The sequence below is a fragment of the Micromonospora sp. NPDC006766 genome (genome assembly GCF_040636055.1).
In the GTDB taxonomy this organism is placed as follows: domain Bacteria; phylum Actinomycetota; class Actinomycetes; order Mycobacteriales; family Micromonosporaceae; genus Micromonospora.
In genome coordinates, this window is record NZ_JBEYIX010000003.1 from 292,771 (window position 1) to 306,349 (window position 13,579).

Here is a 13,579-nt window from a genome sequence, read left to right on the forward strand (position 1 = left end):
CGACAGGGCCGGCGATCACAGGTCAGGTCTTCCGGTGTGGGGGGTGGAGGGGAGGGCGTGGTGGCGGTGGGGGATGCGGCCTGCCCCGTGCGCGAGGTGGCCGGCTTGCACCGCGTATCGCATTGCCGTGGCCATCGCCACCGGGTCGGCGGCCCGGGTGACCGCGCTGGCCAGCAGCACCGCGTCGCAGCCCAGCTCCATGGCGAGCGCGGCGTCCGAGGCGGTGCCGATGCCGGCGTCCAGGATCACCGGCACGTCCACGCTCTGCCGGATCAGCCGGATGTGGTGCGGGTTGCTCACGCCCAGCCCGGAGCCGATCGGCGCGCCGGCCGGCATCACCGCCGCGCAGCCCACGTCGGCCAGCCGCCGGGCCAGGATCGGATCGTCCGAGGTGTACGGCAGCACGGTGAACCCGTCCGCCACCAGTTCCTCGGCGGCGCGCAGCAGCTCCACCCCGTCGGGCAGCAGCGTGCGCTCGTCGCCGATCACCTCCAGCTTCACCCAGTCGGTGTCGAACGCCTCCCGAGCCAGGTGAGCCACCTTCACCGCCTCCGACGCGGTGTAGCAGCCGGCCGTGTTCGGCAGCAGCCGTACGCCACACCGGTCGAGCAGGTCGAGCAGACCGCCAGCGGTGCCCGGCGCGGTGTCCACCCGGCGCAGCGCCAGCGTGACCAGCTCGGTGCCGGAGGCGCGGATCGCCTGCTCCAACACGTGCAGGTTGGCGGCGCCGCCGGTGCCGAGCATGAGCCGGGAGTCGAAGGCGACCCCGCCGAGTTCGAACGGCATCGCGCTCACCCGCCCTGGGCGGCGCTGAGCACCTCGACGCGGTCGCCGTCACGCAGCGTGGTCGCCGACCAGCCGCCGCGCGGCACGACCTCGCCGTTGACCGCGACCGCCAGGCCGCGCCGCTGGTCTGTGACCTCCCGGACCACATCGGCCACGGTCGCTCCGCCGGGCACGGTCCGCCCGACACCGTTGACGATCAGTTCCACCTGCGCTCCTTCTCGGGTATGAACCGGTCCGGGCTGAACGGGGCGAGCAACTGGTCCGGCCGGCCGGTGACGATCAGTTCGGTGACCAGGTCTGCGGTGACCGGGGTGAGCACGATTCCGTGCCGGTGGTGGCCGGTGGCGACGAGCACCCCCGGTCGGCCGGGCAGCGGCCCGATGATCGGCGCGTTGTCCGGCGTACCGGGGCGCAGCCCGGCGGACGCCTCGACCAGGTCGTACTCGGCCAGCTCGGGGACCAGGTCGACGGCGGCGCGGAGCAACCGCAGCACCGCGCCGGCGATCACGTCGGTGTCGGCGCGTTCCTCGACGGTCGCCCCGACCACCACCTCGCCGCTGTCCCGGGGCACCAGATAAATCGACTCGCCGTCGGCGTACCCCCGGACCACATGCCGGAAGCCCGGGGCACCGCGACCGGGCGCGCGGAGCCGGAGCACCTGCCCCTTCACCGGCCGGACCGGCAGCCCGGTGAGCGCCGCCGCGCCGCAGCCCGCGGCGACCACGGTGACCCGGGCGTCCACGTCGGAAAGTCGGGCGATCTCGCCGGCTCGCAGCGCCGCACCGGCGCGCTCGGCCGCTGTCCGCAGCGCGGCCACCAGCCGACGGGGGTCGACCTGGTGGTCGCCGGGAGCGACCGCGCCGCCGCGCACCCGGGGGGCCAGCGCCGGCTCCCGGTCCCGCAGCGCCGACGGTCGCAGCGGCGTGATCGGCAGCCCCAACCCCTGCTGGTACGACCAGAGCCGGCGTGCCTCGGCCAGATCATCGGCGGTCAGCCCGACCACCAGCGTGCCGTCGGTGCGGTATCCGATGTCGGTGCCGGCGGCCTCGGCCAGCTCGGCGGCGAAGGCCGGCCAGCGGGCGGCGGAGTCGGCGAGCAGACCGGTCAGCTCGTGCTCACCGAAGTACGCCTCGGCCACCGGCGACAGCATTCCCGCCGCCACGTGCGCTGCCCCGGAACCCGGCGCCGGATCGTGGACGACCACCCGCAGCCCGCGCTGCGCGCACCGCCACGCGATGGCCAACCCGACCGGCCCCGCCCCCACCACCCCGACATCCGGAAGGAAGGGCCCCCTGTTAACGCCTACGGTAGAGGAGGGGCCCCCTGTTAACACGTCAGCGCCCCGAGCAGCTCGCTCGTGGTCCGAGCGGGGTCGGCCGCGTTCGAGAGCGCACCGACCACCGCCACCCCGTACGCCCCGGCTGCGCGCAGCGCCGGCACCGATGCGACGGTCACCCCGCCGATCGCGATCACCGGCACGTCCACCGCCTCGGCGACCGCGCGTACCCCGTTCGGGCCGATCGGGTCCGGCAGCCCGGTCTTGGTGTCGGTGGCATGGCAGGGGCCCACGCCCAGGTAGCTGGCCCCGGCGGCGACCGCCGCGACCGCGGCGCCCGGCTCCCGGGCGGTGGCGCCGAGCACGGCGGCGGGGCCGAGCACCCGGCGGGCGGCCCGCACCGGCAGGTCGTCGGCACCGACGTGGCCACCGGCGGCATCCACCGCGAGCGCCACGTGCAGCCGGTCGTTGACCAGACAGGTCGCTTCGTACGGGCGGCACAGCGTGATCACTCGGCGGGCCAGCTCGTACGTCTCGCGGTCGGTGGCGTCGTCGGCCACTCGGACCTGGACGACCAGCTCGGAACGGGCCACCGGCAGCGCGGCGCGCAGCACACCGAGGGGGTCCCGCCCCGGGCGGGTATCGGTGATCAGATGCAGTCGTCCCAGGGACGGCACGGCAACACTCCTCCCTGCGCCGGCATTACCCGGATCAGGTTCGACGGTCGGAGGCTGCGTGCCTCCCTCTCAGCCCGGTGCACCGGGCTCCCGTGGGTCACTTGTGGCTCACCGTACGACGTCGACCCGGATCCGCCAAGGGCGGGTGACGCTTCTCCCACCCACCGTCGGGCATGGAGGGTACGAACAGCGGGTGACCGGCGGGACAGCACGCTGCCCCGGCACTATCGGGGCGGGTGCCGGGGCAGCGAGGCTGGGTGTGGGTCAGAGGATGGCGTCGAGGGCGTCGAGTTCCTCGTCGGTGGGCTGCCAGGTGCCCGCCTCGGCGTTGGCGCGTACCTGATCGGGGGTGGTGGCACCCGCGATCACCGAGGTCACCGCCGGCCGGGCGGCGAGACCACCGATGGCCACCTGGAGCAGGGTGAGCCCCCGCTCGGCCGCGTACCCCTCGATCGCCTCGATGGTGTCCCAGTTCGCGGCGGCGAGCCGCTCGGCGTACCGGCCACCGCCGGAGAGCCGGCTGCCGGCCGGCGGCGCCTCACCGCGCTTGTACTTGCCGGTGAGCAGGCCGTTGGCCAGCGGGAAGAACGGCAGCATGCCCAGGCCGAACCGCTCGCAGGCGGGGACGACCTCGGCCTCCACGCCGCGCTCCAGCAGCGAGTAGTGGTTTTGAGCGGAGATGAAGCGGGCCCGGCCCTGGGAGGAGGCGGTCCAATCGGCGTCGGCGATCTGCCAGCCGGCGAAGTTCGAGTTGCCCAGGTAGCGGACCTTCCCGGCGCGGACCAGGTCGTCCAGCGCGGCGAGGGTCTCGTCGATCGGGGTGCCCGGATCGGGTTCGTGCATCTGATACAGGTCGATGTGGTCGGTGCCGAGCCGGCGCAGCGACGCCTCGACGGCCCGGGCGATGTAGCGCCGCGCACCCCGGGCACCGTGGTCCGGTCCGTTCAAACCGTGCATGTCCATGCCGAACTTGGTCGCGACCACCACGTCGTCGCGGCGGCCCTTGAGCGCCTGCCCGAGCAGCTCCTCGGAGCCGCCCTGTGGCTCGCCGTAGATGTCCGCGGTGTCGAAGAAGTTGATCCCGGCGTCGAGCGCGGCGTCGACCACCGCCCTGGTGCCGTCGAGGTCGAGCTTACGGCCGAAGTTGTTGCAGCCGATGCCGACCACGGACACCACGAGCCCGGAGTCGCCCAGCCGGCGGTACGTCATGTCACTCACGAGATCACCTTACGTCCCAGACCGGTTCGGGGGTCTCGACCACCTCACCGTCCCCCCGGAACAGCACGAAGCGGTCGAAGGACCGGGTGAACCACCGGTCGTGGGTCACCGCGATCACCGTTCCCTCGAACGCGGTCAAGCCCACCTCGAGCGCCTCGGCGGAGGCCAGGTCGAGGTTGTCGGTGGGCTCGTCGAGCAGCAGCAGGGTCGCGCCGGAGAGCTCCAGCAGCAGCACCAGGAAGCGCGCCTGCTGCCCGCCAGAGAGGGTGCCGAACCGCTGGTCGCCCTGCCCGGCCAGCTCGTACCGGCTGAGCGCGGCCATCGCCGCGTGCCGGTCCATCCCGGCCCGGTGCTCATCGCCCCGCCACAGGATGTCGACCAGCGTCTTCTCCATCAGCTCCGGACGGTCGTGGGTCTGCGAGAAGTGGCCGGGCCGGACCCGGGCGCCGAGGCGTACCACGCCGTCGTGCGCGACCGGCGCGAGCGCCGCCGCCCCGTCGACCGGGGTGTTGGCCGGGTCCGGGTCAGTGCCGCCGCGGGCGAGCAGGCGCAGGAAGTGCGATTTGCCGGTCCCGTTCGCGCCAAGCACGGCGACCCGGTCGCCGTACCAGAGTTCCAGGTCGAACGGGTAGGTCAGGCCGTCGAGCTCAAGCTGTTCGGCGATCACCGCGCGCTTGCCGGTCCGCCCGCCGGTCAGCCGCATCCGGATGTCCTGGTCCTTCGGGGGTACGGGCGGCGGACCGGCCTCCTCGAACTTGCGCAGCCGGGTCTGCGCCGACTGGTACCGCGAGGCCATGTCCGCGTTGTACGCAGCCTTCTGCTTGTACATCAGCATCATCTCGCGCAGCTTCTGATGCTCCTCGTCCCAGCGCTTGCGAAGTTCGTCGAGGCGGGCGTGCCGGGCCATCCGCGCCTCGTGCCAGCTGGCGAAGCCACCCGGGTGGACCCACGCGCTGCCACCTTCGACGGCGACGACCCGGTCGGCGGTCTGGGCCAGCAGCTCCCGGTCGTGCGAGACGTAGAGCACCGATTTGCCGGATTCGCGCAGCCGCGCCTCCAGCCAGCGTTTGCCCGGCACGTCGAGGAAGTTGTCCGGCTCGTCGAGGAGGAGCACCTCGTCGTTGCCCCGAAGCAGCAACTCCAGGGCGAAGCGCTTCTGCTGGCCGCCGGAGAGGGTCCGCACCGGGCGGCTTCGGGCGGCGTCCCACGGCAGGTCGAGCACGATGGTGGCGACGGTGTCGAAGAGCACCTCGGCGTCGTACCCGCCGAGCTCGCCCCAGGCGGCCAGGGCGTCTGCGTACGCGAGCTGGGCCTTGCCGGCGGCGGTGCTGTACTTGCCGCGGACCTCGGCCGCCCGCATGGCCGCCTCGGTCTCGGCGAGGCGGCGGCCGGCGTCGCGCAGCACCGGCGGGGCGAGCGAGAGCGCCAGGTCGGCCAGCGTCGAGTCGTCCCCGATCATGCCGATGAACTGCCGCATGATGCCGAGGCCGCCGGTGCGGGCGATCGCCCCTCTTTTCACCGGCAGGTCACCGGCGACCATCCGGAGCAGGGTGGTCTTGCCGGCGCCGTTCGGCCCGACCAGGGCCACCTTGGCGCCCTCACCGACCCGGAACGACACCTCGGCAAAGAGTTCCCGGCCGTCCGGGAGAATGTGCCCGACCGCTGCCACGTCCACGTAACCCACGCGGGCATCCTGCCCGAGGGAGCGGGTCGGACGACACTCGATTACCGGGTGACCCGCAGCACGCGGTACCCCTTCTGGCTGGCGTGCCGCTCCACCTGCCAGCCCTGTTCGACCAACCAGCGGTGCAGTGAATCGCCGCCGAGGTGCCGGGCGACGACCAGCCAGGCCACCCCGTCCGGGGCGAGCCGGGGCAGCCAGCGCAGCAGCAACTCGCGCAGCTCCGCCTTGCCGATCCGGATCGGCGGGTTGGACCAGATCTGAGCGAATTGAACATCGGCCGGCACGTCGTCCGGCGCGACCACCCGGACCCGGTCGGCGGCCCCCACCCGAGCGGCGTTCGCGGCGGTGAGATCGCGGGCCCGCTCGTTGACGTCGACCGCCCACACGGTGGCGGACGGCGCGCAGGTGGCGAGTACGCAGGTGATCGGCCCGAAGCCGCAGCCGACGTCGAGCAGCGGGCCGGTGGCGTCGCCGGCCGGCAGCTCGGCCTTACGCAGCAGCACGGCGGTGCCGGGATCGAGGCGATCGGCCGAGAAGACACCGGCGGCCGAGGCGAGGGTGTAGTCCCGCCCGGCGACGTCGAACTCGACCTCGCGCGGCTGGGCGGCGGTCGCGGGTTCAGCGGTGAAGTAGTGGTCGCCGGTCACGTCGGGCATTGTCGCACCGGTCCGGATTCAGGCCGGCGACGGTACGACCGGCTCCGGCACGCCGTTCCGCCGGAATTTTCCAAAATTACCCTCTAAAGGGATAATCGGCCCTACTGTAACCCACATGGTGTATGGGTACGAGTCCGATGAGGACGCCTTCCTGGATATCCCGAGGCCCGGTTCGGAGCCGTCCGCGCCCGGCGCACCGGTGCCTCCGTCCGCCGGCCCCTCGCCTTCCCGCTTCCCGACCCCGTCCCTGCCGCCACCGGCCCGGCCCACCCGGCCGGCCGGCACCGTCACCCCGGCGCCACCCCGATCGTTGGCCGCCCCGGCCGCGCCCCGAACGAACACGCCTCCGCCGCCGGCGGCCGCCCCACCTTCGACGCCCCCCGCGCCGCCCCCGGCCTACGCTGCGCCACCCCCGGCCTACGATCCGCCGCCCCCGGCCTACGATGCGCCGCCCTCGGCCTACGATGCACCACCTCAGGCTTACCCTCCGCCACCCCCGACACACCCCGCACCACCCACGACCTACGCCGCACCACCCCCGGCGCACCCCGCACCTCCCCCGACCTACGTCACGCCGCCCCCGGCCAACGCCGCACCACCCCCGGCACGCCCCGCACCACCCCCGACACGCCCCGCGCCGCCTCCGACGCACGCCGCGTCACCCGCGGTACGCGCCGTGCCACCGCCCGTCTCGGCGCCCCCGAACCCGGCTCTCGCGACCGCCGACCCGCTGGACCTGCCCCGGTCCCGCCAGGTGATTCGCCGGCGCGGCGGCGGCCGGGCCTGGCAGGTGCTGATCGGCGGCGCAGCCGTGCTCGTGCTGCTCGCCCTCTGCGGGTTGGCCGCAGCCACCCTGCTGCAGAACCAGACCAGGACACCGCCGGCCGCGCAGCCGAGCGACCAGCCCGTGGCCGACCAGTCCGCCACCGCCAACGCGCGGGACCTCAACTCCCGGGACACCGACCAACTGGCGCTCACCGTCAAGGAGGTCTTTCCCGGCAACAAGCTGGTGGTCGGCACCGGCGGAACGGCCTATCAGATACTCAAGACGCAGGCCAGCACTAACTGCACGGTCGCGGCGACCGACGAGATCGGGGACCTGCTGGTCCGGCTCGGGTGCAATCAGGTGGTACGGGCCACCCTTCGCTCCCCGGACCGCGATCATCTGCTCACCGCCGGGCTGCTCAACCTCACCGACGTGGCCGACGCGCAGCGGGCCCGGGACCGGATCCGGCAGATGCTGGACGAGCGGCAGGGCCGGTTCCAGGGCATGTCCGCCGGCCGCGACACCGAGTCCGTGGCCCGGGCCGCCGCCCGGGTCGGCTGGCAGGTACGCGGCCACTACATCGCCTACTGCATGGTCACCCGGGTCGACGGCGAACAGATCAGCTCCACCGACGCCAAGAGCCGCGAGATCCTGTACGACATGATCGAGCTCCACCTGAACCGCAACGTGCTCGAACGCCGGGCGAACAGCGGGGTGGCCAGCCAGCCCACCGCGGGCCCAGCCGAGGGCATCGCCACCCAGAGCGGCACCGGGGGCCGGAGCCCGTCCGGCAACTGACGCTGTGCCGGTGCGGTCAGCCCTCGGCGAGCGGCACGCGAAGCCGGCGGGTGAGCACGGCACGGCGCGCGTACTCGGCCGGGTCCGCCGGGTAGCCGACCTCGACCAGGGCCAGCCCGTGTGCCGGCGCGACGGTGACCTCGCTGGACCGTTCCCGGCGGGTCAGCAGGCCGGCCGGCCAGTCGACGGGCCGCCGGCCGTCCCCGGCGACCAGCATCGCGCCGACCAGGCTGCGCACCATGTTCTGGCAGAACGCGTCGGCCTGCACGGTGGCGACGAGGATGCCGTCCGGGTCCCGCCGCCAGTCCAGCCGGGTCACCTCGCGCAGCGTGGTGGCGTTCTCCTTGCGCCGGCAGTACGCGGCGAAGTCGTGCTCCCCCACCAAGCCGACCGCCGCGGCGTTCAGCGCCGCCAGGTCGAGCGGCTTCGGCCAGGCCAGGGTGTCCGTCCGGCGCAGCGGCTCGGCACCCCAGGGGGCGTCCGTGACCCGGTACTCGTAGCGGCGGAAGGTGGCCGAGAAGCGGGCGTCGAAGTCGGCGGGGACCTCGGCCATCGCGCGCACCCGCACGTCGGGCGGGAGCAGCCGGGCCAGCCTGCGCAACAGCCGTCCCTCGTGCTGCCGCCAGACCTCGGCCGGCAGGTCGAGGTGGCAGACCTGGCCGGTGGCGTGCACGCCGGCGTCGGTCCGGCCGGCCACGGTCAGCCCGGTCGCGGTGCCCGCGCCGAGGACCAGGTCCAGCGTCTCGACGAGCACCCCGGCGACGGTACGCCGAGTGGGCTGGGCGGCCCAGCCGGAGAAGCCGGTGCCGTCGTACGAGACGTCCAGCCGCAGCCGAATCCGCTCGTCCATCTCGTACCTCCCGTTGACGCCGTCGGGCCCGGCACCCCAAGACAGGGTGCCGGGCCCGACGATGATGCTTCTGCTCAGGCCTTGTTCTCGCTGGCCTCGTCGCTGTCCTCGCGGGCGGCGGCGGTGTCACCGGAGACGTGCACCGGCGGCTCGGAGTCCTGGTCGGCCGGGGCCACCTCGGCCGGGGCCAGGGCCTCGACCTTGTCCTGCTGCGCGGCCTTGCGGGCGGCGGTCTTCTTGTTCGCCTTCGGCTCGGCGACCTGAAGCTCCTCCACCAGCTCGATGATCGCCATCGGAGCGGCGTCACCCTTGCGCGGGCCGGTCTTCACGATCCGGGTGTACCCACCGTTGCGGTTGGCGTACCGGGGCGCGATCTGGTCGAACAGGGTGTAGACCACGTCCTTGTCCTTGACGACGGCCAGCACCCGCCGACGCGAGGCGAGGTCGCCGCGCTTGGCCTTGGTGATCAGCTGCTCGGCCAGCGGACGCAGCCGCCGGGCCTTCGTCTCGGTGGTCTGGATCTTGCCGTGCTGGAACAGCGACATGGCCAGGTTGGCCAGCATCAGCCGCTCGTGCGCGGGGCTGCCGCCGAGGCGGGGGCCCTTGGTGGGCGTGGGCATTGTTGGTGCTCCTCAGATGTGGCGGCAGCCGGACTTAGAGCTGCTCGGTCTCGCGGTAGTCGTCGGTGTCGTAGTCGGCCTCGCCGAAGGCGTCCACGACGTGCGCCGGGTCGAAGTTCGGAGCCGAGTCCTTCAGCCCCAGGCCCATCCCGGCGAGCTTCATCTTGACCTCGTCGATCGACTTCTGACCGAAGTTCCGGATGTCGAGGAGGTCCGCCTCGGTACGCCCGATCAGCTCACCAACGGAGTTGATGCCCTCGCGCTTGAGGCAGTTGTAGGAGCGGACGGTGAGGTCCAGCTCCTCGATCGGCAGAGCCAGGTCCGCCGCCAGCTGGGCGTCCTGCGGGGACGGCCCGATGTCGATGCCCTCGGCGGTCTCGTCCAGCTCACGGGCGAGCCCGAACAGCTCCACCAGCGTCGAGCCGGCGGAGGCCAGCGCGGTACGCGGGCCCATCGACGGCTTGGTCTCGACGTCGATGATCAGCCGGTCGAAGTCGGTCCGCTGCTCGACGCGGGTCGCCTCCACGCGGTACGTCACCTTGAGCACCGGCGAGTAGATCGAGTCGACCGGGATCCGACCGATCTCGGCGCCCGCCTGCTTGTTCTGCGCCGCCGTGACGTAGCCGCGACCCCGCTCGACGGTCAGCTCCATGTCGAGCCGGCCCTTGCCGTTCAGGGTGGCGAGCTTCAGGTCCGGGTTGTGCACCGAGACACCGGCCGGGGGCTGGATGTCACCGGCGGTCACGTCGCCCGGGCCCTGCTTGCGCAGGTACATGCTGACCGGCTCGTCGTGCTCGGAGCTGACGCAGAGCTCCTTGATGTTCATGACGAGCTCGACCACGTCCTCCTTGACCCCGGGGATCGTGGTGAACTCGTGCAGCACACCGTCGATCTTGATCGAGGTGACGGCCGCACCCGGGATGGACGACAGCAGCGTACGCCGCAGCGAGTTGCCCAGGGTGTAGCCGAAGCCCGGCTCCAGCGGCTCGATGGTGAACCGGGACCGAGTCTCGTTGATCGACTCCTCGGAGAGGGTCGGTCGCTGGCTGATGAGCATCTTTTCTCTTCTCTTCCGGGGCGCCCGCCATATGACGCCCACGACACAAACTGTTCCGGTGGCCCGCCCCTGGCGGGGCGGGCCACCGCAACGAGCCCTTACTTCGAGTAGAGCTCGACGATCAGCTGCTCCTGGACCTGGGTGTCGATCACCTGGCGGGCCGGGAGCGAGTGCACGAGGATCTTCATCTGGCTCGGAATGGCCTCCAGCCACGCCGGGACGGTCCGCGAGCCGGCCTCACCCTGCGCCACGAGGAACGGGGTGAGCTCCTTGCTCTTCGCACGCACCTCGATGATGTCGTGCTCCTTGACCCGGTACGACGGGATGTCGACCTTCTTGCCGTTCACCGTGAAGTGACCGTGCTTGACCAGCTGACGGGCCATGTCCCGGGACTTGGCGTAGCCAGCCCGGTAGACCACGTTGTCCAGCCGCGACTCGAGGATCTGCAGGAGGACTTCACCGGTCTTGCCCGGCTTGGCCACCGCTTCCACGTAGTAGCCGTGGAACTGCTTCTCCAGCACGCCGTAAACCCGGCGGGCCTTCTGCTTCTCACGGAGCTGGAGCAGGTACTCCGTCTCCTTCGTGCGGCCTCGGCCGTGCTGCCCGGGCGGGAACGGCCGGGACTCGAACGGGCACTTCGGGCCATCGCACTTGCTGCCCTTGAGGAACAGCTTCATCTTCTCCCGCCGGCAACGGCGGCAGTCAGCACCGGTGTAACGAGCCATCTCTCTCTAACCTCTCAGACCCGGCGACGCTTCGGCGGACGGCATCCGTTGTGCGGCTGCGGGGTGACGTCGGAGATCTGGCCGACCTCGAGACCCACGGCCTGCAGCGAGCGGATGGCGGTCTCCCGGCCGGAGCCGGGGCCCTTGACGAACACGTCGACCTTGCGCATGCCGTGCTCCATGGCCCGACGCGCGGCGGCCTCGGCGGCCAGCTGCGCGGCGAACGGGGTCGACTTGCGGGAGCCCTTGAAGCCCACCTGGCCGGCGGAGGCCCAGGAGATGACCGCACCGGTCGGGTCCGTGATGGACACGATGGTGTTGTTGAAGGTGCTCTTGATGTGCGCCTGCCCGTGGGCGACGTTCTTGCGTTCCTTGCGCCGGACCTTCTTGACAGCGGCTCCGGCACGAGCCTTCGGTGGCATAAGTCTGTGCGCTCCTAATTACTTCTTGCCGGGCTTCTTCTTGCCGGCGACGGTCCGCTTCGGGCCCTTGCGGGTGCGGGCGTTGGTCCGCGTCCGCTGGCCACGCACCGGGAGACCACGGCGGTGGCGGATACCGGCGTAGCAGCCGATCTCGACCTTGCGGCGGATGTCAGCGGCGACCTCGCGGCGCAGGTCACCTTCAACCTTGTAGTTGGCCTCAATGTGGTCGCGGAGCTGCACGAGCTCCTCGTCCGTGAGGTCGCGAGCGCGCTTGTCCGGCGAGATGCCGGTGGCGGCCAGGGTCTCCAGGGCGCGGGTGCGACCGACCCCGAAGATGTACGTGAGCGCGATCTCCATCCGCTTCTCGCGGGGGAGATCCACGCCGACTAGACGTGCCATGTGCGGGCGTACTCCTCGTGATGTGTGGCGGAGGTGTGGACCCGTCCCACCCCGCTACCGACCGACCCTGTCCTTCCGACGCGATGCGCGCCGGCGACCGGGTTCGGTCGCTGCCCGAGCGGGCCCCGGCCTCCGACCGGGGGTCAACCACGAGGGGGTACGCACTGCGTACCGCTCGCGGCTGGGACGAGCTGATGATGTGTGGGCGTCAGCCCTGGCGCTGCTTGTGGCGCGGGTCCTGGCAAATGACAATGACCCGGCCGTGCCGGCGGATCACCTGGCACTTGTTGCAGATCCTCTTGACGCTCGGCTTGACCTTCACGGTTGCCTTACTTCCCATCTGGCCCAGAGGCGCGACGATGCGCGACCCCGGACGTCGAAGACGGACACGGGACGTCCCGGCCGTCGTCAGGCTTACTTGTAGCGGTAGACGATGCGCCCGCGGGTCAGGTCGTACGGCGAGAGTTCGACGACGACCCGGTCTTCAGGCAGGATGCGGATGTAGTGCTGCCGCATCTTGCCGCTGATGTGAGCCAGCACCTTGTGGCCGTTCGCGAGCTCCACCCGGAACATGGCGTTCGGCAGGGGCTCGATGACCCGACCCTCGATCTCGATGGCTCCGTCTTTTTTCGGCATGTCCTCCGCTGTCCTGACGTCGGTTACTCCGGACGGCCCACAACGTCTTACACGGGTGAACTGACCAAGATCAGGAAACCCGCGCCAGCCGCGGCCCCGACTCCCACCGAAGCGCTTGGCGGGCATGCCGGAGTGGACGCTGTGCGCCGATCCAAAAGTGTACGCCCGCCTGCGCGCCGTCGCCAAACCGACCGGGCATCCGACCACCCGGCGGGTGGAAATCGGTCAAGCCCACCGACCTGTTGTGATGCCAGCCATACCGATGACAACCGCCGAGGGCTGCGGCTACCGATCCCTTGCGTCGTCCGCCCGCAGCCGGGCTTCTCGACGGGCTTCCCGGCGAGCCTCCCGCCGCTCCCGGCGCTCCGCCTCCCGCTGCTTCCGGCGCTCCGCCTCGCGGCGGGGCTCACCGGTGGTCAGGCCGCCCACAGTACGCATCAGCAGCACGACACCCCACGGGCCGAGCGCCCAGACCGGCCAGTAGAAGAACATCTCCCCCGCGCCCAGGCAGGAGACCAGCCAGACCGCGGTCAGGATCCCGGCCACTTGCAGCCAGGGCAGCCACGCCCGGATCAGCCACCGGGCCGAACTGGCGGCCGGCACCGCCACCGGCGCCTCGTCGGACACCGGGGCGGGCTCGGGGCCGCGCTGCACGGGCACTACGGCCGACCGCTCGGCCGACGCGGGCCCGGGCAGATCCGCCAACACCGCGTCCAGCTCGCCGTACGTCTTCGCGCCGTAGGCCCGCCCCAGTCGCTCGTCGTACTCGTGCAGGCTGAGCCGGCCTTCCTCCAGGGCCACCCGAAGCCGCTCCGCCGTGGCCTCGCGGTCGGCGTCGGCCGCCCGCATCCCACCTCGCCCGTCCATGAGGGCAAGCATGACATCGGGACACCACCTGCCGGCAAGGCCCCCGCCGGACCGATCGGCTTGGCCGCCGACATACCCGATACGGGCAGCTGACCGGGAGGAACCTCCCAGTCGTCGCCCTACCAACCTGATGACGCAAACG

At 71.9% G+C, this 13,579-nt stretch carries 17 protein-coding genes and 1 riboswitch; of the genes, 1 reads left to right on the top strand and 16 read right to left on the bottom strand.

Annotated elements, in window-relative coordinates:
• Positions 1-15 precede the first annotated feature (15 nt).
• From ABZ671_RS06995 to ABZ671_RS07025, 7 genes are all read right to left on the bottom strand, one after another.
• On the bottom strand, positions 16-795 hold the full coding sequence (locus ABZ671_RS06995) for a thiazole synthase (protein ID WP_357852492.1): 780 nt from the start codon (positions 793-795) through the stop codon (positions 16-18).
• Positions 792-992: a sulfur carrier protein ThiS gene (gene thiS / locus ABZ671_RS07000; protein WP_357852495.1), complete on the bottom strand. Its 201-nt coding sequence runs from the start codon at positions 990-992 to the stop codon at positions 792-794. The genes ABZ671_RS06995 and thiS overlap by 4 nt, the downstream gene beginning before the upstream one ends.
• On the bottom strand, positions 983-2,119 hold the full coding sequence (thiO, locus tag ABZ671_RS07005) for a glycine oxidase ThiO (protein WP_357852498.1): 1,137 nt from the start codon (positions 2,117-2,119) through the stop codon (positions 983-985). The genes thiS and thiO overlap by 10 nt, the downstream gene beginning before the upstream one ends.
• The gene (gene thiE, locus ABZ671_RS07010; protein WP_357852500.1) at positions 2,113-2,739 is read right to left on the bottom strand and encodes a thiamine phosphate synthase; all 627 of its coding nucleotides are present in this window, start codon (positions 2,737-2,739) and stop codon (positions 2,113-2,115) included. The genes thiO and thiE overlap by 7 nt, the downstream gene beginning before the upstream one ends.
• A riboswitch (TPP riboswitch) is annotated at positions 2,734-2,842 on the bottom strand. Its footprint overlaps the gene before it by 6 nt.
• Positions 2,843-3,003: 161 nt before the next feature.
• Entirely contained in the window at positions 3,004-3,948 is a 945-nt protein-coding gene (locus tag ABZ671_RS07015) for an aldo/keto reductase (RefSeq protein WP_357852625.1), read from the bottom strand.
• A gap of 13 nt (positions 3,949-3,961) precedes the next feature.
• Positions 3,962-5,641 carry an ATP-binding cassette domain-containing protein gene (locus tag ABZ671_RS07020; protein WP_357852503.1) on the bottom strand — a complete coding sequence of 560 codons (1,680 nt, stop codon included), beginning with the start codon at positions 5,639-5,641 and terminating at the stop codon, positions 3,962-3,964.
• A gap of 41 nt (positions 5,642-5,682) precedes the next feature.
• Positions 5,683-6,288 (bottom strand): methyltransferase, encoded by a 606-nt coding sequence (locus ABZ671_RS07025; RefSeq protein WP_357852628.1) that lies wholly within the window; start codon positions 6,286-6,288, stop codon positions 5,683-5,685.
• 685 nt (positions 6,289-6,973) lie between these two features.
• Here ABZ671_RS07025 and ABZ671_RS07030 point away from each other — a divergent pair.
• Positions 6,974-7,861, top strand: a complete 888-nt coding sequence (locus ABZ671_RS07030) for a hypothetical protein (protein WP_357852506.1) — start codon at positions 6,974-6,976, stop codon at positions 7,859-7,861.
• A gap of 16 nt (positions 7,862-7,877) precedes the next feature.
• Here ABZ671_RS07030 and truA read toward each other — a convergent pair whose 3' ends face one another.
• From truA to ABZ671_RS07075, 9 genes are all read right to left on the bottom strand, one after another.
• Complete coding sequence (truA, locus tag ABZ671_RS07035) at positions 7,878-8,711, bottom strand: tRNA pseudouridine(38-40) synthase TruA (protein ID WP_357852508.1); 834 nt, start codon at positions 8,709-8,711, stop codon at positions 7,878-7,880.
• Between the two features lie 74 nt (positions 8,712-8,785).
• A complete protein-coding gene (gene rplQ, locus ABZ671_RS07040) occupies positions 8,786-9,331 on the bottom strand; it encodes a 50S ribosomal protein L17 (RefSeq protein ID WP_357852510.1) in 546 nt (181 codons plus the stop codon).
• Positions 9,332-9,365: 34 nt separating this feature from the next.
• A complete protein-coding gene (locus ABZ671_RS07045) occupies positions 9,366-10,388 on the bottom strand; it encodes a DNA-directed RNA polymerase subunit alpha (RefSeq protein ID WP_013735931.1) in 1,023 nt (340 codons plus the stop codon).
• A 98-nt stretch (positions 10,389-10,486) separates the two neighbouring features.
• A complete protein-coding gene (gene rpsD, locus ABZ671_RS07050; RefSeq protein ID WP_357852512.1) occupies positions 10,487-11,113 on the bottom strand; it encodes a 30S ribosomal protein S4 in 627 nt (208 codons plus the stop codon).
• Positions 11,114-11,127: 14 nt separating this feature from the next.
• Positions 11,128-11,535 carry a 30S ribosomal protein S11 gene (rpsK, locus tag ABZ671_RS07055; protein WP_007073011.1) on the bottom strand — a complete coding sequence of 136 codons (408 nt, stop codon included), beginning with the start codon at positions 11,533-11,535 and terminating at the stop codon, positions 11,128-11,130.
• Between the two features lie 18 nt (positions 11,536-11,553).
• The gene (rpsM, locus tag ABZ671_RS07060) at positions 11,554-11,934 is read right to left on the bottom strand and encodes a 30S ribosomal protein S13 (RefSeq protein ID WP_007073012.1); all 381 of its coding nucleotides are present in this window, start codon (positions 11,932-11,934) and stop codon (positions 11,554-11,556) included.
• 208 nt (positions 11,935-12,142) lie between these two features.
• Positions 12,143-12,256: a 50S ribosomal protein L36 gene (gene rpmJ, locus ABZ671_RS07065; RefSeq protein WP_357852515.1), complete on the bottom strand. Its 114-nt coding sequence runs from the start codon at positions 12,254-12,256 to the stop codon at positions 12,143-12,145.
• Between the two features lie 92 nt (positions 12,257-12,348).
• Positions 12,349-12,570, bottom strand: coding sequence for a translation initiation factor IF-1 (infA, locus tag ABZ671_RS07070; RefSeq protein ID WP_007073013.1), 222 nt, complete (start codon positions 12,568-12,570; stop codon positions 12,349-12,351).
• A gap of 285 nt (positions 12,571-12,855) precedes the next feature.
• Positions 12,856-13,437, bottom strand: coding sequence for a DUF1707 domain-containing protein (locus ABZ671_RS07075; protein ID WP_357852518.1), 582 nt, complete (start codon positions 13,435-13,437; stop codon positions 12,856-12,858).
• Positions 13,438-13,579: the final 142 nt, after the last annotated feature.